The sequence below is a fragment of the Rhodoferax sp. SPJ21 genome (assembly GCF_058216335.1).
Window position 1 is genome coordinate 144,839 of the sequence record NZ_JBYZMO010000003.1, and the last position, 21,794, is coordinate 166,632.

At 62.1% G+C, this 21,794-nt stretch carries 18 protein-coding genes; 14 read left to right on the forward strand and 4 right to left on the reverse strand.

What is annotated here, in order from left to right:
* Positions 1-186: 186 nt before the first annotated feature.
* The 7 genes from AC4BBN_RS16045 (at position 187) to AC4BBN_RS16075 (ending at position 8,264) form a co-directional block, all read left to right on the forward strand.
* Complete coding sequence (locus AC4BBN_RS16045) at positions 187-1,452, forward strand: ABC transporter substrate-binding protein (protein ID WP_490593002.1); 1,266 nt, start codon at positions 187-189, stop codon at positions 1,450-1,452.
* Between the two features lie 166 nt (positions 1,453-1,618).
* Complete coding sequence (locus AC4BBN_RS16050; protein WP_490593003.1) at positions 1,619-2,608, forward strand: carbohydrate ABC transporter permease; 990 nt, start codon at positions 1,619-1,621, stop codon at positions 2,606-2,608.
* 13 nt (positions 2,609-2,621) lie between these two features.
* Complete coding sequence (locus tag AC4BBN_RS16055; protein WP_490593004.1) at positions 2,622-3,689, forward strand: carbohydrate ABC transporter permease; 1,068 nt, start codon at positions 2,622-2,624, stop codon at positions 3,687-3,689.
* Between the two features lie 21 nt (positions 3,690-3,710).
* Positions 3,711-4,712, forward strand: a complete 1,002-nt coding sequence (locus AC4BBN_RS16060) for an ABC transporter ATP-binding protein (RefSeq protein ID WP_490593005.1) — start codon at positions 3,711-3,713, stop codon at positions 4,710-4,712.
* An 18-nt stretch (positions 4,713-4,730) separates the two neighbouring features.
* The gene (locus AC4BBN_RS16065) at positions 4,731-7,145 is read left to right on the forward strand and encodes a glycoside hydrolase family 31 protein (RefSeq protein WP_490593006.1); all 2,415 of its coding nucleotides are present in this window, start codon (positions 4,731-4,733) and stop codon (positions 7,143-7,145) included.
* 386 nt (positions 7,146-7,531) lie between these two features.
* On the forward strand, positions 7,532-7,747 hold the full coding sequence (locus AC4BBN_RS16070; RefSeq protein WP_490593007.1) for a hypothetical protein: 216 nt from the start codon (positions 7,532-7,534) through the stop codon (positions 7,745-7,747).
* A 73-nt stretch (positions 7,748-7,820) separates the two neighbouring features.
* Positions 7,821-8,264 carry a hypothetical protein gene (locus tag AC4BBN_RS16075; protein WP_490593008.1) on the forward strand — a complete coding sequence of 148 codons (444 nt, stop codon included), beginning with the start codon at positions 7,821-7,823 and terminating at the stop codon, positions 8,262-8,264.
* Positions 8,265-8,515: 251 nt separating this feature from the next.
* Here AC4BBN_RS16075 and AC4BBN_RS16080 read toward each other — a convergent pair whose 3' ends face one another.
* Positions 8,516-9,433 (reverse strand): LysR family transcriptional regulator, encoded by a 918-nt coding sequence (locus AC4BBN_RS16080; RefSeq protein WP_490593009.1) that lies wholly within the window; start codon positions 9,431-9,433, stop codon positions 8,516-8,518.
* Positions 9,434-9,537: 104 nt separating this feature from the next.
* On the opposite strand from AC4BBN_RS16080, the gene AC4BBN_RS16085 reads away from it, so the two are divergent.
* Positions 9,538-10,605, forward strand: a complete 1,068-nt coding sequence (locus tag AC4BBN_RS16085) for a tartrate dehydrogenase (protein ID WP_490593010.1) — start codon at positions 9,538-9,540, stop codon at positions 10,603-10,605.
* Positions 10,606-10,638: 33 nt separating this feature from the next.
* On the opposite strand, the gene AC4BBN_RS16090 is transcribed toward AC4BBN_RS16085, so the two are convergent.
* Both AC4BBN_RS16090 and yghU read right to left on the reverse strand, forming a co-directional pair.
* The gene (locus tag AC4BBN_RS16090) at positions 10,639-11,598 is read right to left on the reverse strand and encodes a PAS domain-containing protein (protein ID WP_490593011.1); all 960 of its coding nucleotides are present in this window, start codon (positions 11,596-11,598) and stop codon (positions 10,639-10,641) included.
* 541 nt (positions 11,599-12,139) lie between these two features.
* Positions 12,140-13,015, reverse strand: a complete 876-nt coding sequence (gene yghU / locus AC4BBN_RS16095) for a glutathione-dependent disulfide-bond oxidoreductase (RefSeq protein WP_490593012.1) — start codon at positions 13,013-13,015, stop codon at positions 12,140-12,142.
* Between the two features lie 252 nt (positions 13,016-13,267).
* Here yghU and AC4BBN_RS16100 point away from each other — a divergent pair, with 252 nt between their 5' ends.
* From AC4BBN_RS16100 to AC4BBN_RS16110, 3 genes are all read left to right on the forward strand, one after another.
* Positions 13,268-13,501: a helix-turn-helix transcriptional regulator gene (locus AC4BBN_RS16100; RefSeq protein WP_490593013.1), complete on the forward strand. Its 234-nt coding sequence runs from the start codon at positions 13,268-13,270 to the stop codon at positions 13,499-13,501.
* A gap of 1 nt (position 13,502) precedes the next feature.
* Complete coding sequence (locus tag AC4BBN_RS16105) at positions 13,503-14,786, forward strand: type II toxin-antitoxin system HipA family toxin (protein ID WP_490593014.1); 1,284 nt, start codon at positions 13,503-13,505, stop codon at positions 14,784-14,786.
* A gap of 511 nt (positions 14,787-15,297) precedes the next feature.
* The gene (locus AC4BBN_RS16110) at positions 15,298-15,888 is read left to right on the forward strand and encodes a hypothetical protein (RefSeq protein ID WP_490593015.1); all 591 of its coding nucleotides are present in this window, start codon (positions 15,298-15,300) and stop codon (positions 15,886-15,888) included.
* A 139-nt stretch (positions 15,889-16,027) separates the two neighbouring features.
* Here AC4BBN_RS16110 and AC4BBN_RS16115 read toward each other — a convergent pair whose 3' ends face one another.
* Entirely contained in the window at positions 16,028-16,939 is a 912-nt protein-coding gene (locus AC4BBN_RS16115; protein WP_490593016.1) for a LysR family transcriptional regulator, read from the reverse strand.
* A gap of 264 nt (positions 16,940-17,203) precedes the next feature.
* Here AC4BBN_RS16115 and AC4BBN_RS16120 point away from each other — a divergent pair, with 264 nt between their 5' ends.
* The 3 genes from AC4BBN_RS16120 to rhaS all read left to right on the forward strand — a co-directional run bounded on the left by AC4BBN_RS16120 (position 17,204) and on the right by rhaS (position 21,765).
* Positions 17,204-19,306 carry a bifunctional rhamnulose-1-phosphate aldolase/short-chain dehydrogenase gene (locus AC4BBN_RS16120; protein ID WP_490593017.1) on the forward strand — a complete coding sequence of 701 codons (2,103 nt, stop codon included), beginning with the start codon at positions 17,204-17,206 and terminating at the stop codon, positions 19,304-19,306.
* Positions 19,307-19,360: 54 nt separating this feature from the next.
* Positions 19,361-20,653, forward strand: coding sequence for an L-rhamnose catabolism isomerase (rhaI, locus tag AC4BBN_RS16125; protein WP_490593018.1), 1,293 nt, complete (start codon positions 19,361-19,363; stop codon positions 20,651-20,653).
* 119 nt (positions 20,654-20,772) lie between these two features.
* Entirely contained in the window at positions 20,773-21,765 is a 993-nt protein-coding gene (gene rhaS / locus AC4BBN_RS16130) for a rhamnose ABC transporter substrate-binding protein (RefSeq protein WP_490593019.1), read from the forward strand.
* The last annotated feature ends 29 nt before the right edge of the window (positions 21,766-21,794 follow it).

Consider the following 21,794-nt stretch of genomic DNA (forward strand, 5'->3'; position numbering starts at 1 on the left):
TTGTGACTCACCCCCAGGCTCCAGTGCTGCGCACTTTCCGCCAACCCCCTTGCAGGGGGCAACACCAGCAGCCTGGCAAAGCCAGTTCTGCGGTGTTCCTGGAAGGTGTGCGTTCTGCCTCTTGAGATCGTCGCCTGCGTCGAACTCTCCTTTTCATTCCTTCCCCCCTGAAAGAAAGCTGCTCCCATGAAATCCACCACCTTGAAAGTTGCCCTGGGCGCTGGCCTGCTGGGCCTGGCTACCGTTGCACTGGCCGACATCCGCGTCATGTGCTACCAGGACGGCATCGAATGCGATGTGACCGCCGACCTGATCAAGCGCTACGAAAAGCAAAACCCCGGTGCCAAGGTAGCCCTGGACATCGTGCCCTACAAGACTGTGGTTGAGCAGCTGCCCATCCAGTTGGCCGCGGGCCAAGGCCCGGACATCGCCCGCGTAGCCGAAATCGGTGGCCTGTCGAAGAACTACATCGACATCGGCCCCTACCTGAAAGACCGCAAATACTGGGAAACCAACTTCGGCACCACCCTGCCCTGGATGCGCAACAAGGCGGGCGACAAGGGCATCTACGGCATGCTGTCGCAAATGACCATGACCGGGCCCTTCGTCAACAAGACCTTGTTCGAACAGGCCAAGATCGCCCTGCCCGGCCCCAAAGCCACCTGGGACGAATGGGCCGACGCCACCCGCAAGGTTGCCAAAGCCACCCAAACCCCGGCCGCCATGGCCTGGGACCGTTCCGGCCACCGCTTTGCCGGCCCGGCCATCAGCTATGGCGCCAAGATCTTCGATGCCAAGGGCAACCTGGCGCTAGACGATGGCTACAAAACCGCCGTGGGCAAGTTCGTCGCCTGGCATAAAGACGGCACTATGCTGAAGGACGTGTGGGGCGGCTCCGGCGGCTCCAGCTATGCCGACACCGTGGGCGAGTTCAAGAACGGCCGCCTGGTGATGATCCTATCCGGCTCGTGGCAGATCAACCGCATGCAAAAGGAAATCGGCAACGCCTTTGACTGGGTGGCCGTGCCCAACCCCTGTGGCAGCACCGCCTGCAGCGGCATGCCCGGCGGCTCGGCCTGGGTCGCGCTGAAGACCACCAAGTCGCCCAAGGAAGTGGCGCAGTTCCTGGACTTCATGGCCCAAGAAGCCAACGTGGCCGAGTTCGCATCCCGCACCAACACCATTCCCGCCCACGCCGGGGTGGCCCAACGCGGCCTGGCCTATACCAGCGCCGGCCCTGCCGCCAAGGCTGCGCTGACTGTCTTCACCAACGGCGCGCCCTCCGTCGCACCTGCGGCCTACGCACTGCAAGGCTACAAATACAACCGCGCCCTAATGCTGCCGACCGTGACCCGCGTGACGCAGGCCATCGTTGGAGAAATCAGCGTGGACGAAGCCATCACCAAGATCGGCGCCGACATGAACGAAGCGGTCAAACAGGCAGAGAAGTAGCCAACTGTTCCGCGCTGGACCAGATACCTTTTAGGCCTCCAGCGCTTATAAATACTGCGCAAGCAGCTATGAAATTTGTAGTATTTGAATAGCCACCTCTGGGCGCTGCGCTGTTGCGCCTAGGGGCACAGCCTGCGCCAAGCGGGTGCTACTGGAGGGGATATCCATGTCCGTGTTTCTGCGCCTTCTAGGCTTGTTTTTCAACCTGTTCGAGCCGATCTTTCGGCTGGGCCAGAAATGGCTGGGCAACTCCCGCATAGGCTGGCTGTTTGTCGGGCCCAACCTGCTGGTGATCGGCGTGTTCACCTTTTTGCCCATCGTCATCAACCTGGTGTATGCGGCCACGGGCGGGGTGAACCTGCTGCCCACGCAGCGCCCGTTTGTGGGGGTAGAAAACTTCTCCATCCTGCTGGAATGCCGGGACTACATGGACCTGCAGACCTGCCGCACCGACATCTTCTGGCGCTCGATTCTGAACACCGTGAAGTTCAGCCTGATCCAGGTGGTGCTGATGGTGCTGTTCTCGCTGCTCACGGCCCTGGTGCTGAACCGCAAGATCATCGGCCGCGGCTTCTGGCGCGGCGTGTTCTTTTACCCCGTGCTGCTGTCGCCGGTGGTGGTGGCGCTGATCTGGAAATGGCTGCTGCAAAGCCAGGGCGTGTTCAATGCCGGCCTGGTCGCCATGGGCTCGCAACCCATGGACTGGCTGCTGGATCGGCACTGGGCCTTCTTCTGGGTGGTGGCCGTGTCCATCTGGGCGCACATGGGTTTCTATACCCTGATCCTGCTGGCCGGCCTGCAAGCCATCCCGAAAGACGTGTACGAAGCCGCCGAGATGGATGCCGCACCGCCCTGGCGCGTGCTCACCCGGGTCACCCTGCCGCTGCTCATGCCCAACCTGATCGTGGTGCTGGTGCTGGTGATGATCCGCGCGGTGCAGAGCTTTGACGAGGTCTTCGTGCTGACGGGCGGCGGCCCGGGCTCGGCCACCACCTTCATCGTGCAATACATCTATCAGACCGGCTTTGCCGAGCAGATCCACCTGTACGGCCTGGCCGCTGCGGCATCGCTGATCCTGGCCGTGGGCCTGATGGCGCTGACCCTGGTGCAGCTGCGCCTGTCCAAGGCCAGCGAAGCCGGCAAGACCAAGAAATAAGAGGACAAGCCCAATGGCCAATTTCATTACCCGCACCCGTGGTGGTGCAAACAGTGGCAAATATGGTGGCAGCCGCCTGCACTGGACCGACTGGCTCTCTTACGCCTACCTGCTGGCAGGCCTGGTCGTCATGTTCGGCCCCGTACTGTGGCTGGTCATGTCGTCCTTCAAAACCGAAAGCGCGCTGAGCCAGTTCCCACCCAGCTTCCTGCCCTACAGCCAGAAAGAGGTGGTGGTGGCGGGCTTTGACAAACCGCTGCCGCTGTTCCTCGCAAAAGACGAGAGCGGCAAAACCCGCGAGCTGGCCCAGGTGCGCCGCATCGGCATCATCGCCACCATGGTGGACCCGGCCCAGCCGGAAACGGAAATCAAGGTCAACATCAACGACCGCAAGCCCTTGAATGAACTGAAGTTTGCCAGCGGAAACTACACAGAGCTGTTCGGCAAGTTCGCCTTTGGCACCTATCTGTGGAACAGCGTGTTCATCACCGTGGTGGCCACCATCCTCACGCTACTGTTCAACTCCATGGCCGCGTTCGCACTGTCCAAGTACCAGTTCCGTGGGCAGAAGACGGTGTTCGTGCTGATCATCGCCACCCTGATGATTCCGCCCACCATCATCCTGGTGCCGGCCTTTCTGGTGATCTCGGGCCTGGGCCTGCTGAACAACCTGTGGGGCGTGATCCTGCCCGCTATCGCCACGCCCACCGGCGTATTCCTGCTGCGCCAGTACATGCTGACCATTCCAGACGAGCTGCTAGAGGCCGCGCGCATGGACAACGCGAGCGAATGGCGCATCTACTGGAAGATCATCCTGCCGCTGGCCGCGCCCGCCATGGCGGTGCTGGCCATCTTCTCCTTCATGTGGCGCTGGAACGACTTCCTGTGGCCGCTGATCGTGCTGTCCAAATCAGAGAACTTCACCCTGCAGCTGGCGCTGAACGCCTTCCAGGGCGAGCTGAATACCCAGTGGCATTACCTGCTGGCCATGACGGTGATCACGCTGATCCCGATCACCATCGTCTTCACCTTCTTGCAGAAATACATCACCACTGGCATTGCCGGTGCCGGTGTGAAGTAAACCTTTTATAGGACGTATTCCGTGGCTACTCTTGCACTCTCCAACGTCGTCAAGACCTTTGACAAAAGCACCATCATCCATGGCGTGGACCTGACCGTTTCTGACGGTGAATTCGTGGTCTTCGTCGGCCCATCCGGCTGCGGCAAGTCCACCCTGCTGCGCATCATCTCCGGGCTGGAGCCCGCCACCAGCGGCGATATCCGCATCGACGGCCAGCGCGTCAACGAGGTGTCGGCCGCGCACCGTGGCTGCTCCATGGTGTTCCAGTCGTATGCGCTGTACCCGCACATGAGCGTGTACGACAACATGGCTTTCGGGCTGGAAAACCTGGGCGTAGCCAAGTCGGTCATTGAAACCAAGGTCACCGCCGCCGCCACCATGCTGCAGCTGGCCCCGCTGCTGCAGCGCAAGCCCACCCAGCTCTCGGGCGGGCAGCGCCAGCGTGTGGCCATTGGCCGCTCCATCGTGCGCGAACCCAAGCTGTTCCTGTTCGACGAGCCGCTCAGCAACCTGGATGCCGAGCTGCGCGTGTCCATGCGCGCCGAAATCCGCGACCTGCACGCCCGCCTGGGCGCGACCATGATCTACGTCACCCACGACCAGGTGGAAGCCATGACCATGGCCGACAAGATCGTGGTGCTGCGTGCCGGCCGCATCGAACAGGTGGGTACGCCGCTGGAGCTGTACAACAAGCCGCGTAACCAGTTCGTCGCCGGCTTCATCGGCAGCCCGCGCATGAACTTTGTACCCGCAGCACAGTTCCCCACCGCCTTGCCCGGCGCGCACGCCGTGGGCATACGCCCTGAGCACGCGCAGCTGGATGAAGCCGGCCCGCTGCAGCTTAAGGTCAAGCAGGTCGAGCAACTGGGTGCCACCAGCATCCTGCACGGCAACGTGGTGCCCGATGCGCCTTTTGAGCTGATCCTGAACGGCCAGACGACCATACAGCGCGGCGACACCGTGCGCGTCAGCGCCCCCCCTGAGCACCTGCATTGCTTCGACCAGAACGGTCTGCGTCTGTAACCCAAATTCCATCCGACCATGCGACTCGACAATCCCCCCGCATTCGCCCTGCATGCACGCAACGGCAACCACCTCGAACTGCGCAGCACTGGCGGCGCCGTCGCCCATGTCTGGGTGCTGGAAGAAGACATCCTGCGCGTGCTGGTGCTGCCCAGCGGCCAGTTGCAGATGCCACGCAGCTGGACAGTGGCGCCCGGCCTGGAAAACCTGCCCGTGGAGGGCCGCGACCGATTCGACACCAGCGGCTTTTCGCTGCCGACCTTCGCGCTGACGCATGACGAAAAGCAGCTGTGCATCACCACAGCGGCCGTGCGCCTCACCATCACCCTGGCCGGCTTCTTCTGCCGCTGGGAAAGCCAGCACAAAGGCAAGTGGCAAGCCACCGCCGCCGACCGCTCCACGCAAAGCTATAACTTCGGCTGGTGGGACGAAAAGGTCTACCACTACCTGCAGCGCGAGCGTGGCGAGGCCTACTTCGGCCTGGGCGAGCGCGCAGGCGACGCCAACCGCGCCGGCCAGCGCTACCGCATGTGCAACCTGGACCCCATGGGCTACAGCGCGCGCAACACCGACCCGCTGTACAAGCACACCCCGTTCTACATCACCCGCAAAGGTGGCGAGAAGGACGCCGGCCTGTGCTTCGGCCTGTTCTACGACACCCTGTCCGACTGCAGCTTCGACATGGGCCGCGAGCTGGACAACTACCACGGCCACTACCGCTACTTCGTAGCCGACCATGGCGACCTGGACCTGTACTACATCGCCGGCAACGACCCCGCCGCCATCACCAAGCGCTACACCTGGCTGACCGGCCGCCCCATCTTCCCGCCGCGCTATGCGCTCGGCTACTCGGGCTCGACCATGAGCTACACCGACGCGCCGAATGCACAGGAGCGCATGGGCGAATTCCTGCAGCGCTGCGCCGAGCACGACATCCCTTGCGACTCGTTCCACCTATCGTCCGGCTACACCTCCATCGGCCCGGGTCGCTACGTGTTCAACTGGAACCGAGACAAGTTTCCAGACCCCGCAGCGTTCGTAGAGAGCTACCTCGCCAAAGGCGTGCGCCTGGTGCCCAACATCAAGCCCGCCCTGCTGCGCGACCACCCGCGTTTTGAGGAGGCTCGCCAGGCCGGCCTGCTGGTGGCCGACCCCGACGGCCAGCCCACCGCCATACAGTTCTGGGACGGCACCGGCGCCTACCTGGACTTCACCCAGCCCGCCACCATCGCCTGGTGGAAGAAGCAGGTGACCGAGCAGCTGCTGCAGTACGGCATACCCACCACCTGGAACGACAACAACGAATACGAAATCTGGAGCGACCAGGCCATGTCGTACGGCTTCGGCACGCCACGCCCTGCGCGTGAAGCCAAGCCGCTGCAAACCCTGCTGATGGTGCAGGCATCGCACGCCGCGCAGACCGAGTTCGCGCCGGCCGAGCGGCCCTACCTGGTGTCGCGCTCGGGCGCGGCCGGCATGCAGCGCTATGTGCAAACCTGGTCGGGCGACAACTACACCGCCTGGGAAACCCTGCGCTACAACATCCGCATGGGCCTGGGCCTGGCGATGTCCGGCGTGTCCAACACCGGGCATGACATTGGCGGCTTCTCCGGCCCAGCGCCCAGCCCCGAGCTGCTGGTGCGCTGGGTGCAGCACGGCATCTTCCTGCCACGCTTCAGCATCCACTCGTGGAACGACGACAAGACCGTCAACGAGCCCTGGATGTACCCCGCCGCCACGCCGCACATCCGCGCGCTGATCCACCTGCGCTACCGGCTCATGCCCTGCCTGTACGACCTGGTGTGGCGCTACCACAGCGCGTATGAGCCCATCATCCGCCCGACCTACCACGACTTCCCGGAAGACCCGCGCTGCCTGGAAGAAAACGACGACATGCTGCTCGGCGCCAACCTGCTGGTGGCCTCGGTGGTGGACGAGGGCCACACCCAGCGCCGCGTCTGGCTGCCTGGCAGCGGCGGCTGGGTCGAATGGTCCACGGCGCAGTACCACAAGGCAGGCCAGCACATCACGCTGGACGCCCCGCTGGACGGCCCCCCGCCCCTGCTGGCCCGCGAAGGCAGCGCCATCGCACTGAACGTAGGCGACATCCACTTTGCCCAGGTGCAAGACGTACGCGGCTTCCAGGTCTTCCCGTTCCAGGGCACAGGCCAGTTCGAAGCCACCTGCTTCGAGGACGACGGCCACACCCAGGCCTGCCGCGACGGCAGCCACGGCCAATGGCGGCTGCAGGTCAGCAGCACGGCGGACACCCTCAGCATCCAGGTGCTACGTGAAGGCGCCCGCCCACCGGTACATGACAGCGTGGTGCTGTATGTGCCCGCCAGCGACACGCGCAGCCTGCAGTTCGGCAGCGCCACGCTGCAAAGCAGTACGGTAGACAGCGCCTGGCGCCAGCTGACGCTCAAGCTCTGACCTGCGTCAAAACCGCTTCTAGCGCAGGAATTACATGCGCTGGCAGCTACTGATTCAATAGCAAATAGAGCTGGCCAGCAGCAATGCCCTGCACAAAGCTCGCCACCACGGCACCGGCATACACTGAATCCATTGCCCCCTTCCAGCAGACTTGCAGAGCGGGCTAATGTGAACAAGCGGCTGGCTGCGTCTTTCGGTCTGGCGGAGCGGCGGTGCGGCGGTGCGGGTCATCGTTGACCAGTCATCTGTAGATGCGCCGGCTTTGACCGTGTAGATCGGGCACCAACGCCATGTGAAGACGTGGAACTGAATTGGTACTATCGGGCAAAGGCGGGCATTGAACGCCCAGCAATACTCCTTTCGCGAACCCTTCATCAAGGCGCCCAATGACAGATACTGAGCTTCGTGAGCACTTGGAATACGTAGACGGGATACAAAAGGCACAGATGCTAGTTTTGCGTTTGTTGCTCCGCGATCAACCCGACCAAAAAGAAAAACTGCAACAGTACGCCGAACAAATGGAGTCAAACCCTCCGGCTGATGATCTTTCCGTGATTACCTTGCAGGCAATGAGAGCCCATATCCTGGCCCTGGCCCGGTGAAGTAGATCCTTTTCATCGAAAGTACGTCACCTCACAAGCAGCTCGTGGCTTCTTATGGCAAACGTTGTAAGTCATGAAAACAGAAATTCATAAGCTCGTCATTGCAATCGAATATCTAAACACTGCGGCCACGCTGTGGCTGCACGATGTCAACTACTTTTCGGCGTTGCACTTGGCTGGCGCCGCCGAAGAACTTAGCGGCAAGGCGTGTCGTATCGAGGGATTCGATGCCCACTTTGACGAAATCAGCATGCGAGCTACGCGCGCGTTGACGGCAGCGGGCATCGAGCATACGAAGCGGCAGCTTGTCGAAGCTGCCTATGGCGCAAAGAACGCAGTCAAACATATGGACAGCAGGAATGATGCTTCAGTGGACATCGACGCGCAATCAGAATCGGCGGACTGCATCATCGCTGCCTTCAAAAACTTTGAGAAATTGAGGCTGCAAGATGAACTGTCAGAGGCAGTCAGAAAGGTGGTCGACGCTAATGTTCTGCAGATCAAAATCGACGCATAACGCACCTGTCAGGGAGATGCCTGGCGCAAGGCGATTGCGCCACGTACCTTGACCGACAACCTCAAAAGTCCACTTAGGGCCCTGAAGCGACGTTCGTTTTTCTCCTAGGCAGACATTGAATAGTCAAAACCAGCGAATTGCTCAGCGACCACCGATGTGCCGCCCCACAATGTCCGCATTAGACACTCCACCAAAAAATTCGAACCAAACAAGCCCCCAGCGCAGATAAAACCTGCGCCAGCAGCTATCAATTACGCAGCACCCGCAATCTGGGGCAAGACATCAAAACAGCTCTGCAGATACTCCACGCAGACCCGCACCTTGGCGGAGGTGGTCAGGCGGGCGGGGTACACGGCCCACACGTCGGCCTGCTGGTCGTAGGCGGGCAGCACTTGCACCAGGGCGCCCGACTGCAGCAGCGGCGCCACGTCCCACAGCGAACGCAGCACGATGCCGCGCCCGTCCACGGCCCACTGCACCGCGATCTCGCCGTGGTTGGTGGACAGCGGGCCGGTCACCTTGGCCACTTGCTGCTGGGCGCCGGTGCGCAGCCGCCACACGCCAAACGGGTGGTCGCGCTCCTTGATGACCAGGCAGTCGTGGCCGGCCAGGTCGGCCAGGGTGCGCGGTGTGCCGCGCCGCGCCAAGTAGGCGGGGGCGGCGCACAGCACGCGGCGGTTGGTGGCCAGGCGGCGGGCGATCAGGTGCGGGGCAATCTCGTCGCCCACCCGCACGTCCAGGTCGAAGCCCTCGGCGGCCACGTCCACCAAGCGGTCCAACACCTCCAGCCGCAGCTGCAGCTCGGGGTACTGCTCGTACATGCGCGACAGCATGGGCGCCACCACGTTGCGGCCAAAGCCAAAGCTGGTGCTGATGCGCAAAGTGCCGCGCGGCGTGCCTTTGGTCAGGCCCACCTCTTGCACCAGCTGGTCCACGCCGTCCAGGATCTGCCCGGCCCAGTGGAAGACGCGCTCGCCCTCCTCCGTCACCACCACGCGGCGGGTGGTGCGCTGCAGCAGCTTCACGGCCAGGGCCTCTTCCAGCAGGCGGATACGTTTGCTGACATAGGCCACCGAGGTGCCAAGCTCGTCGGCCGCCGCCGCAAAGCTGGCCTTGCGCGCCACCACAGTGAAGACGCGCAGGTCGTCGTTGTTCAGAGTTTTATGCACGAAGTGTTGATAGTGGATTCACACCTAGCGGATTGTAAATTTAGCGTGGCCAATTAAAAATCCAGCCATCTGCACCTATCTCAACGCTATACCGAAAGAACACCATGCCCCAGCCCTACAAGATCGCCGTCATCGCCGGAGACGGCATTGGCCAGGAAGTCATGCCCGAAGGCCTGCGCGTGCTGCAGGCTGCGGCCCAGCGCTTTGGCATTGCGCTGCAGTTCCAGCATTTCGACTGGGCGCATTGCGGCTACTACGCAAAAACCGGCCAGATGATGCCCGACGACTGGAAGGCCCATTTGCAGGGCATGGACGCCATTTACTTCGGCGCCGTGGGCTGGCCAGACACCGTGCCCGACCATGTGTCGCTATGGGGTTCACTGCTGAAGTTCCGCCGCGAGTTCGACCAGTACATCAACCTGCGCCCGGTGCGCCTGTTCGAGGGCGTGCCCTGCCCATTGGCCGGGCGCAAGCCGGGCGACATCGACTTCTTCGTGGTGCGCGAAAACACCGAGGGGGAGTACACCAACCTGGGCGGCGTGATGTATGCGGGCACCGACCGCGAGATCGTCATCCAGGAGTCGGTGTACTCGCGCTTTGGCACGGACCGGGTGCTGAAGTACGCGTTTGAGCTGGCGCAAAGCCGCCCACGCCACAAGCTCACCGTGGCGACCAAGTCCAACGGCATCGCCATCAGCATGCCCTGGTGGGACGGCCGGGCCGACGCCATGCATCAGCACTACCCGCAGGTGGTGGTGGACAAGCAGCACATCGACATCCTGAGCGCGCGCTTTGTGCTGCAGCCGGACCGCTTCGACGTGGTGGTGGCCACCAATTTGTTTGGCGACATCTTGTCCGACCTGGGCCCGGCCTGCACCGGCACCATTGGCATTGCACCGTCTGCCAACCTGAACCCGGAGCGCAGCTTCCCCTCGCTGTTCGAGCCGGTGCATGGCTCGGCCCCGGACATTGCGGGCAAGAACATCGCCAACCCGGTCGCCATGGTCTGGTCGGGCGCGCTGATGCTGGACTTTCTGGGCCATCGCGAGGCGCACGACGCCATATTGCAGGCCATAGAACAAGTGCTGGCCCACGGCCCGCGCACGGCAGACCTGGGGGGCAGCGCATCCACCACCGAGATGGGCATGGCGATTGCCGCGCTGCTGACGTAGAAGCCTGGTCGCGGAAGGACCGCCTGCAGACCGCTAGTGCGCGGGTTTGGCAGCGGGAATCGCACGCATGCTGACCTGCACCGCAGGCGCGCCGTCGTACACGGTGGTGATGCTTTGCGCCTGCACTGGCACGGCGCTGCCGTCCAGGCGTAGCACCACCTCTTCAAACGGCGCTGAGGGCACGTGGACCTGGCTGGTCTGCGCCAGGCGCACCATGGCGGCGGCATGGCAATCCGGGTGCAGTCGCTCCAGGCGTGACTGCCCCAGCAGCGCGCGGGCATCCGCAGCCCCCAGCAAGGCCGCCGCCGCCGCATTGGCGTAAATGACCTTACCGGCGCGGTACACGCATATGGCATCCGGCGACCACTCCACCAGCGCCTGGTAGCGCGCCTCGCTGGCGCGCAGCGCAGCCAGGGCGGCGTGCTCCACCGTCACATCGGTCAGCACCAGGCGCTGCACGGCCTGGCCTGCCGCATCGCGCGCCACCACACCCACCATATGCACCCCCAAGCGGCTGCCGTCGGCCTTGGTCATCTGCAAATCGCAGGTCTGGGGCGCACCAGTATCGACCAGGCGCTTGCGGTAGGCATGGAAGGCCTCCTGCTGCGTCAACTCTACAAATCGGTGCATGCGCTGGCCCACCAGATTCTTGCGCGCCAGGCCCAGCAGCAACGCTGCCGCGATATTCGCGTCGTGCACCACGCCCTGCTCATTCAGGCTGAAATAGCCCACGGGCGCCTGGTCAAATAGATCCAGATAGTGCGTGCGCGAGGCATCGGCCAAGGCCTGGCTGTGCAGCAGCTCCTGGTTTTGGCGTTCCAATTCTTGCTGGCTGAGGTGCATGGTGTACATGGCGTGGTGCATGTCGCCATGCTCATCGTTGATGTGTATGGGCTGGGCTTGCGCGGGCGCTGGCGCTTCACCATTTCGGTCACTCACCCGGCGATGAAGCCCTTGCCCCACGGCAACCAGGCTGCCGTTACGTCTGTCCATGATGTCCAAGATATACCCCTTTCTTGGTACTAAGCCGCATTGCCGTGCGGCGACCCCGGGGCGCCACCAGGTTCTTCTGCTCTTATCTGCCTGTTTCGCCCATCTAATTACCAGTGTATGTGTGTAAACGGGCTTTGTGGAGCATGGTTACGCAAACTTGCATACGGCGCTTAAATAGGCTGAAGACCATCTGCCGCAAACCAGCTTTCACTATCTTTTCGATAGCTTCCAGCGCAGGTATCTTCTGCGCTAGCGGGTGTTTTATTAGGGCAACGCGATACGGGCACGCCACAAGCTCAAACCATCCGTGCGGCCACCCGCATCGGAGGTCCCGGGCTTGCGCACCCGGCATCAGCGATGTATGGCACAACGCAGACGGCAAGACCGCTGGCACTGCGCCGCACGCCTTGCTACACATTGCATAGCTTGTGCCGTAGACGCTGCCTGCGCCAGCGGCCATTTTCTTGAAAATTTTCTTGCGGTCTATTGCGATGCCATGCGACGCTATGCGCCGCACCGCATCACGTCGCTCCACCGCATTTCAGCCCTTGGCGGCCAGCTTGTCCTGGGTTTGCGTGTCGAAATCGCTGGCGGCATGGCGTTCATGCAACTGCTCGGATGGCTCACCCCAGGCGCGGTTGACCATGCGACCGCGCTGCACCGCTGGGCGTGCGGCGATCTGCGTGGCCCAGCGCATAACGTGGGTGTATTCGTGCACGCTCAAAAACTCGGCCGCGCCATACAGCTGGCCCAACACCAGGCCGCCGTACCATGGCCACACTGCCATGTCGGCGATGGTGTAGTCCTCGCCCGCCAGGTAGGTGTGCTTGGCCAGTTGGTGGTCCAGTACATCCAGCTGACGCTTCACTTCCATCGCGTAGCGGTTGATAGGGTACTCAAACTTGGCCGGCGCGTAGGCATAAAAATGCCCGAAGCCACCGCCCAGAAACGGCGCGCTGCCCATTTGCCAGAACAGCCACGACAGGCATTCGGCCCGCGCCGCGCCGCTGGCGGGCAAAAACGCGCCAAACTTCTCCGCCAGGTGCTGCAGGATCGCACCCGACTCGAAGACGCGCACCGGCTCAGCACCGCTGCGGTCCAGCAGCGCCGGTATCTTGGAATTGGGGTTGACCTCCACAAAGCCGCTGCCGAACTGGTCTCCGTTGTTGATGCGGATCAGCCAGGCGTCGTATTCCGCGCCGGTGTGGCCCAGCGCCAGCAGCTCCTCCAGCAGGATGGTGACCTTGACGCCATTCGGCGTGGCCAGCGAATACAGCTGCAGCGGGTGCTGCCCCACCGGCAGCACCTTGTCATGCGTGGGGCCGGAGATAGGCCGGTTGATATTGGCGAACTGCCCACCGTTTTCCTGGTCCCAGGTCCAGACTTTGGGGGGTATGTAGGCGCAGGTATCGGTCATGTGGGGTCCTTGGAAGGTGGAGAAAATTTGGGGATGGATGACAGGTTAGCGGCGGTGGGATGACCCGTGGGATTTAAGGTTTTGGTCACAGGTGGTACGTGCTGCGGCTTGCCAGCCAAGCATTTTGGAGAAATTTCCCGTACGCAATATTTTTGTAAAAAAATTGCCTATCTAGCCTTTAATTTCCCGAACGGGGCATTTATTTGCCATTATGCAGTTTTAACTGCATAATTTCCCGAACAGGAAATCACCATGACCGCCATCCCCTCCCCCGCCGACCTGGGCACCGCCACCCGTGCCGCTCGCAAACAGCTCGGCCTGACCCAGCCGCAACTGGCCCTGGCTGCGGGAGTAGGCGTGCGTTTTGTGGTGGAGATGGAGGCAGGCAAACCTACGCTGCGGCTGGAGCATATTTTGCGGGTGCTGCATGCGCTGGGGGGGGAGTTGCGGGTGGAGGGGCTGCCCTCGGCCTCGGAAGGTGCTTAACATGCCGGGCCAACTCGATGTGTACCTGTTCGAACACCTGGTGGGCAAGCTGGCGCAAGTGAACGGACGGCTCAACTTCAGCTACGCACCCGATTGGCTGGTCAGCAGCGGTGCCCACGCACTGTCGCATTCGCTGCCGCTGCAAACCGCAGCGTTTGACGACCGTGCCACCCGCCCTTTCTTCGCCGGGCTGCTGCCCGAAGGCGACAAACGCAAGCTGATCGCCCAGGCACTGCAGGTATCGCGTCAGAACGACTTTGGACTGCTCGACGGTATTGGCGGCGAATGCGCCGGGGCCGTCACGCTGCTCGAATCCGGCCAGGCCTTGCCTGCCCCCCACACCCCGCCCACCGTGCGCTGGTTGGACGACGCCCAACTGCTGCGCCTGCTGGATGAAATGCCCCAGCGCCCCATGCTGGCCGGCGAGGACGGCCTGCGCCTGTCGCTGGCGGGCGCGCAAGACAAACTGCCAGTGGTGGCAGACGGACACCGCATCGGCCTGCCCCTATTGGGCACGCCCAGCAGCCACATCATCAAACCCGCAATTGCCGGGATCGACGGCAGCGTGCACAACGAAGGCTTTTGCATGGCGCTGGCCGTGGCCATGGGCCTAGACGTAGCCCCTGCCAGCGTGCGCCAGATCGATGGCCGCCCCTACCTGCTGGTCACGCGCTACGACCGCGTACCGGCAACGGGCACCGACGGCTTACCCACGCGGCTGCACCAGGAAGACTTCTGCCAGGCCCTGGGCGTGCCGCCCGAAACCAAGTACCAAAACGAAGGCGGCCCGGGTCTCGCCGATGCCTTTATCCTGCTGCGCAACACCACCCGCCCCAGTGCCGTGCAGGTGCTGAAGCTGCTGGATGCCGTGGTGTTCAACGCCCTGGTCGGCAACCACGACGCGCATGCCAAGAACTTCTCACTCCTGCACACCCCACGCGGCACGGTGCTGGCCCCGCTCTACGACCTGCTGTGTACGGCGGTCTACCCGCGCCTGACCGACAAAATGGCCATGAAAATCGGCAGCAAATACAAGTTCAGCGAAGTGCTGGCCCACCACTGGATGCAGTTTGCCGAGGCCGCCGGGCTGTCGCCTGCGCTGGTGAGGAAACGGATTCTGGAAATTGCCGACCGGCTGCCAGCCTTGGCGCGGATTACGCTGGCCACGATGGAACTGCAAGGCAATGGGCACGTGGTGCTGGGGGAGATCGTGGGATTGCTGGGGCAGCGGTGTGCGTTGACAGTGCAGCGGTTGGGAGAAGATAAAGGAGTGGCTCTCAGGTAGAAACTTGATGCTCTTCAATGGATCCATGACCCACGGAAAAAGGACCTTAAATTTGCGTCTAGCGCAGGTAAATATTGCAGTTCTTGCTATGCTTTTAATACTGACCGGGGGTTACTGGATACACCGCGCCGCTCTTCTCCAACAAGGCTTCGTATCGGTGTTGCAGTACCTCATGTCACACTTGCCCCCGTAATAACAAGAAAGATGAAATGGCTACCGCCCCAACTCCAAACTCCCCTGCACCTGCACCGAGTCGACCTGTAGTTCCGCAGCCAGCTCGTGACGTAAGGAATCGGCCTCCCGCGCCCTCTCGTCCTCGTGGATGAGTCGTCTTGTGAATGAGCAACAGCAAAAGCCCAATTTAGTCGTCAAGCAACCGACGAAGGAAGTACGCGTTACGCGTGCAGGTACGGTCCTAGCTTCTAAGAAGGTTACTTCTGCCAAGAAAGCCGCACCTGCGAAAAAGGCCACTCCCGCCAAGAAGGCTGCTCGCTAAAACGACGAATACGCAATGACAACTCCACACCCTGACTGGCCGAAAACTCTTGAATGGGTCGAAAAGCAAGGCCAGGAAAGCCTTAAAGCACGATTCGCAACTGCAGAGATAGTTGCAAAAGAGGCGCAGACGACCCTCACGGTCCTCCTCGCGGCAATTGGTGGATCGGCTGCCTATGCCGCAAAAATATTTGATCCGGGAACTCCCGGGCCGATAGAAATTGCGGCCACAGCAGTTTGCATCTACTTGCTGAGTCTCGCAGTGCTCTTAGTCAGAAGTTGCATGATGTTCCAAAGTTATCCCGCGCTTTACCAAGACCCCGAAAATCTGATGCACCCCGAATACTCAATTGACGAGATTCGGGAGGAGGAAGTTAAGAATATTGGTATCCGCATCAAGGAAGCCGCCGGGATCAATGCGAAGCGGGCCAGTAACCTTAACAAACTACGACTTGCAACTGCACTCAGCCCGCTCTTGTTTGCAATTACGGCAGCATTGGCACCGTCAAAACCACAAGTGACTTCTGAGAGAACCAAGCTCATCTGCAACATCGAAAGCGCAACTTCCGCCCCAAGAGCCAAAATTGAATGCGAGATCGCAAAATAGCAACAAACACGCCTAGCGTCGGGCACAACGACTGCTAAGCCAGGAACCCGAAGAACCGGCTTCGCCGGGCCACTGGGTTCGCCCCCTGCAAGGGGGGAGGCGAAAACACGAAGTGTGCAGCCTGGGGGTGAGCCATTCCCTACAGCCGACACGCCGCAAACCCCGCCCCATCCGCCAGTACAAAGTCCCGAAACGCCGCCCCCAGATCGGACGGAACAGCATCCCTTCGGTGCAGCAAGCACCAGTCCAGCATCTTCGGCATGTCCTGCAGATCCAGCACCGCCAGCATCCCCGCCGCCAGCTCGACTTGGAACACGTGGGCGGACAAGAAGCTGATGCCCATGCCGACCATCACGGCCTGTTTGATGGTCTCGTTGCCGGATAGCTCCATGGACACATTCACCTGCAGCGACTGCGATTGCAACAGGTGTTCCAGGAACTGGCGCGTGGCGGAGCCGGGCTCGCGGAAGATGAAGTCTTCGGTACGCAAATCTGCCCAGGTCAGCTTGCGTTTAGTTGCCAAGGGGTGGTTCGGCGGGGCGACGATGCAGTGGGGGTTGCGGGCAAAGGTTTCGGCCTCCACATCGGCCTCGCTGGGCGGGTAACCGCCGATGGCCACGTCCAGCTGGTGGTCTTGCAGCATGGCCAGGATTTTCTCGCGCCGCTCCACAGTCAGCTTGAAGCGTATGCCCGGGTGCCGCGCCTTGAAGGCCATCAGCAGTGCGGGCGCAAAGTAGTGCGCGGTGGGCACTACGCCCAGGTGCAGTAGCCCGCCCTCGCCGCTGCGGCTGGCGGCCATGGCCTCGTCTGCAATGCGCACCTGGTCCAGGATGCGGCGGGTGTGACGCAGTAGGGCTTCGCCGGGCGGGCTCAGCACCAGGCGCTTGCCGGTCTTGATGAACAAGGGCTGGCCCACATCGTCCTGCAGCTGGCTGATTTGCATGGACACCGCCGGTTGCGTGAGGTGCAGCTGCTCGGCAGCGCGCGAGTAGCTCAGCGTGGTGGCCACGGCTTCAAAGATGCGCAGCTGGCGCAGGGTGGTGTTTTTCATGCGAAACAGTACAGGGTTTCACCCGCAACGCGGGCCTTGAATAGCGGGCGAAATCGGCCCACTGGCCATGGGCTTGCAGGGGGTTTCCCTAAGCTGCAACGCAGCATTTCAGGCCCCACGGGCATTGGGCGCAAACCCCTGCCCGAGCAGGTCAAAAGTATAAGCAAAACTTTGCCAAAACATAAAAACCTATGTGTTGTCGATATGCATGGCGCTACCTAGACTTCAGCCCATCGCAACCCCGCCCACTCCCGATTCGCCCCCATGCCCCACACCACCATTGCCCCCTTTCCCACCTGGAACGACGCCCATGCCGCCACGCTGGATGCGTCCGGCCTGCTGCTATACCGCTCCAACCTGCTGGGCTCTGACCTGCGTATCACCAACTACGGTGGCGGCAACACGTCGGCAAAGCTGGTGCAAAAAGACCCGCTGAGCGGCCAGGACACGACGGTGCTGTGGGTCAAGGGATCGGGCGGCGACGTGGGTTCGATGAAGCTCGACGGCTTCAGCACCCTGTACATGGACAAGCTGAACGCGCTGCAAAAGCTGTACCGCGGCCCGCAGTTTGAAGACGAGATGGTGGCCTACCTGCCGCACTGCACCTTCAACCTGAACCCACGTGCCGCCAGCATCGACACGCCGCTGCACGCCTACCTGCCGTTCGCCCATGTGGACCACATGCACCCTGATGCGGTGATTGCGATTGCCGCCATGGCCAACAGCGAAGCACTGACCGCCAAGATTTTTGAAGGCACGGTAGGCTGGCTGCCCTGGCGCAAACCTGGCTTCGAACTCGGCCTGATGCTGCAGCGCTACCAAGCCGCGCATCCCGACCAGCGCGGCCTGGTGCTGGCCGGCCATGGCCTGTTCACCTGGGGCGACACGGCCAAGAGCTGCTATGAAAACACCGTGGGCGTCATCGCCCATGCGCAAAACTGGCTGGGCCGCGAACGCATGGCCCGCAAGGCCGTGAGCTTTGGCGGCGTGGCGCAGGAATCGCTACCCACCGCCGAGCAAGACGCGACCCTGGCCCGTGTGCTGCCGGTGCTGCGCGGCCTAGCTTCGAAGAGCGGCCACAAGCTGCTGCACGTAGACCGCCAAGCCACGGTGATGGAATTCGTCAACAGCCGCGACCTGGCGCCGCTGGCGGCGATGGGCACGTCCTGCCCCGACCATTTCCTGCGCACCAAGATCCGCCCGTTGATCCTGGAAGCGTCTGTCTACAACCTGGAAGGCGCCGCCTTGGCCGCCGCGCTGGAAGAGAAGCTGGTCGCCTACCGCGCCGACTACGCCGCCTACTACGAGCGCTGCAAGCGCCCAGACAGCCCAGCCCTGCGCGACGCAAACCCGGTCATCATCCTGCTGCCCGGCATCGGCATGGTGTCGATTGCAAAAGACAAGGCCACGGCGCGCATCGCTGGCGAGTTCTACGTCAACGCCATCAACGTGATGCGCGACGCCAACGCCATCGACACCTATGTGGGCCTGCCCGAGCAGGAAGCTTTTGACATCGAATACTGGCTGCTGGAAGAAGCCAAGCTGCAACGCATGCCCAAGGCCAAGCCCCTGGTCGGCAAGGTTGCGGTGGTGACCGGCGGCGCCGGCGGCATTGGCCGGGCCATCGTCGAGCGCTTTTTGAACGAAGGCGGCTGCGTGGCTCTGCTGGACATCGATGCCGAGGCACTCGAATCCACCCGCGCCGAACTAGCCAAGCGCTACGGCAAAGACGTGGTGCGCAGCATGGTCTGCGACGTGACGTCCGAAGAATCCGTCATCAACGCCTACGAGCAAACCACGCTGGAATTTGGCGGCGTGGACATTCTGGTGTCGAATGCCGGCATCGCCTCGGCGGCACCGATCGAAGACACCAGCCTGGCGCTGTGGATGCGGAACCAGAACATCCTGGCCACCGGCTATTTCCTGGTGGGCCGTGAATGTTTCCGCCTGATGAAGGCCCAGGCCATTGGCGGTGCCATGGTCTACATCGCCAGCAAGAACGGCATGGTGGCCAGCGCCCAGGCCAGCGCCTATTGCGCCGCGAAGGCGGCCGAGATCCAGCTCTCGCGCAGCTTTGCCTTGGAAGGCGCGCCGCTGGGCATACGCTCCAATGTGGTCAACCCCGATGCGGTGATACGCGGCAGCAAGATCTGGACGGGTGCCTGGAGCCAGGAACGCGCCGCCGCCAACAAGATCAGCGAAGAAGAACTGGAAGCCTTCTACCGCGACCGCTCCATGCTGAAGCGCAGCGTCTTCCCCGAAGACATTGCCGAAGCCACCTACTTCCTGGCCAGCGACCTGGCCGCCAAATCGACCGGCAACATCATCAATGTGGATGCGGGCAACCTTGCAGCATTCCCCCGCTGAATACGCGATGATTGCGCGTTAATTCGACGGTAAAACAAAACAAATGAGACAGACATGACCACGACCAAAATTGCTCCTGAATTAATAGCTGACCACGCACATAACGCAAGCGCCAGAGTCGATTCCGACTACAAATATCTGGGCGAGCAGCTGGCCCGCCGTGGCGTCGATATCGACGTGTTGAAAGCCGAGGTAGCCAAGTTCGCGGTGGCCGTACCCAGCTGGGGTGTGGGCACCGGCGGCACCCGCTTCGCCCGCTTCCCCGGCAAGGGTGAGCCGCGCAATGTGTTCGACAAGCTGCAGGACTGCGGCGTGATCCAGCAACTGGTGCGCTGCACGCCCACCGTGTCGCCGCATTTCCCCTGGGACAAGGTCAGCGATTACAAAGAACTGCGCCAGCATGCCGAGTCCTTCGGCCTGGGCTTTGACGCGGTCAACTCCAACACCTTCTCCGACCAGAAGGACCAGCCGCTGTCATACAAATTCGGCAGCCTGACCCATGCCGACGCCGGCGTGCGCGCCCAGGCTGTGGCGCACAACCTGGAGTGCATAGAGATCGGCAAGCAGATCGGCAGCAAGGCGCTGACGGTGTGGATTGGCGATGGCTCCAACTTCCCCGGCCAAAGCCACTTCCGCCGCCAGTTCGACCGCTACCTGGACAGCAACCGCCAGATCTACGCCGCCCTGCCGGCCGACTGGAACATGTTCCTGGAACACAAGATGTTCGAACCGGCCTTCTACGCCACCGTGATCCAGGACTGGGGCTCCAGCCTGCTGGCCGCCCAAAGCCTGGGCGAGAAGGCCCGCTGCCTGGTGGACCTGGGCCACCATGCGCCGAACACCAATATCGAGATGATTGTGGCCCGCCTGGTACATGCACAAAAGCTGGCCGGCTTCCACTTCAACGACAGCAAGTATGGCGACGACGACCTGGACAGCGGCAGCATCAACCCCTTCCAGCTATTCCTGGTGTTCAACGAGCTAGTGGACGCAGCGCAAAGCAAGGCGCCCAACTTCAAACCCGCCTACATGCTGGACCAGTCGCACAACGTGACCGACCCGATAGAGAGCCTGATGACCAGCGCCGTCACCGTACAGCGCTGCTACGCCCAGGCCCTGCTGGTGGACCGCGTGGCCCTCACCGGCTACCAGGACAGCAACGATGTGCTGATGGCGGCGCAGACCTTGAAGGCCGCCTTCCACACCGACGTGACACCGCTGCTGCAAAAGATCCGCCTGGATGCGGGCGGTGCGGTCGACCCGGTGGCTACCTACCGCGCCAGCGGCTACCGTGCCGATATGGCGGCGATCCGCCCTGCCAGCGGTCCCAGCAGCGGCATTGTTTAAGCGCACCTGCATCAAGCTACGGCGCAACCCCATCGACACTGCCGGCATACGTGCCGTCGGTAGCGACTCCGGCCTTCAAGCCAACTTTTGATACCAACAACGACATCCAGGAGACAAGCATGCAAAAACACCTCAAAACCCTGATCACCGTGGCCCTCGGCGCAGCCTTGGCCAGCCCGGCCTTTGCAGCCGACAAGATCGCCCTGGTGGTGAAAAGCCTGGGCAACGGCTTCTTTGACGCGGCCAACCAGGGTGCGCAGGAAGCAGCCAAAGAGCTGAAGAATGTGGAAATCATTTACACCGGCCCCGCCAAGGCCACGGCCGAAGGCCAGATCGAAATCGTCAATTCGCTGATCGCCCAAAAGGTCTCGGCCATCGTCATCTCGGCCAACGACCCCGACGCCCTGGCACCTGTGCTCAAGCGCGCCATGGACCGTGGCATCAAGGTCATCTCGTTCGACTCCGGCGTGCGCAAAGACGGCCGCATGATGCACCTGAGCCCCTCCAGCAACCCGCTGATCGGCGAAAAGCTGGTGAAGATGACGGCCGACGCCGTGGGCGCCACCGGTGAAGTGGCCATCCTGTCCGCCACCGCCCAGGCCACCAACCAGAACATATGGATCGATGAAGCCAAGAAAGTGCTGGCCCAGCCCGCCTACAAAGGCCTGAAGCTGGTCAGCGTGGTCTACGGCGACGACCAGACCGACAAGAGCTACCGCGAAGCCCAAGGCCTGTTCAAAAGCTACCCCAACCTGAAGGCCATCATCGCCCCCACCACCGTGGGTGTGGCCGCAGCGGCCAAAGCTGTACAGGATGAAAAGAAGGTGGGCAGCGTCTTCGTGACAGGCCTGGGCCTGCCCTCTGAAATGGCTGGCCATGTGAAGAGCGGCGCGGTCAAGTCCTTCGCCATTTGGAACCCTATCGACCTGGGCTACTCGTCCATCTATGCGGCCAGCCAATTCATCTCGGGCAAGGTCACCGGCAAGCCGGGTGAAAAAGTGTCGTTGGGCCGTGTAGGTACCGTGACGCTGGACGCGAACAGCGAAGCAGCTATGTCGGAACCGTTTACTTACGACGCAACCAACGTAGAGAAGTTTGCAAAGTTTTTCTAACGCGGCAGGCCCGCTGGTATCTGTGGGTG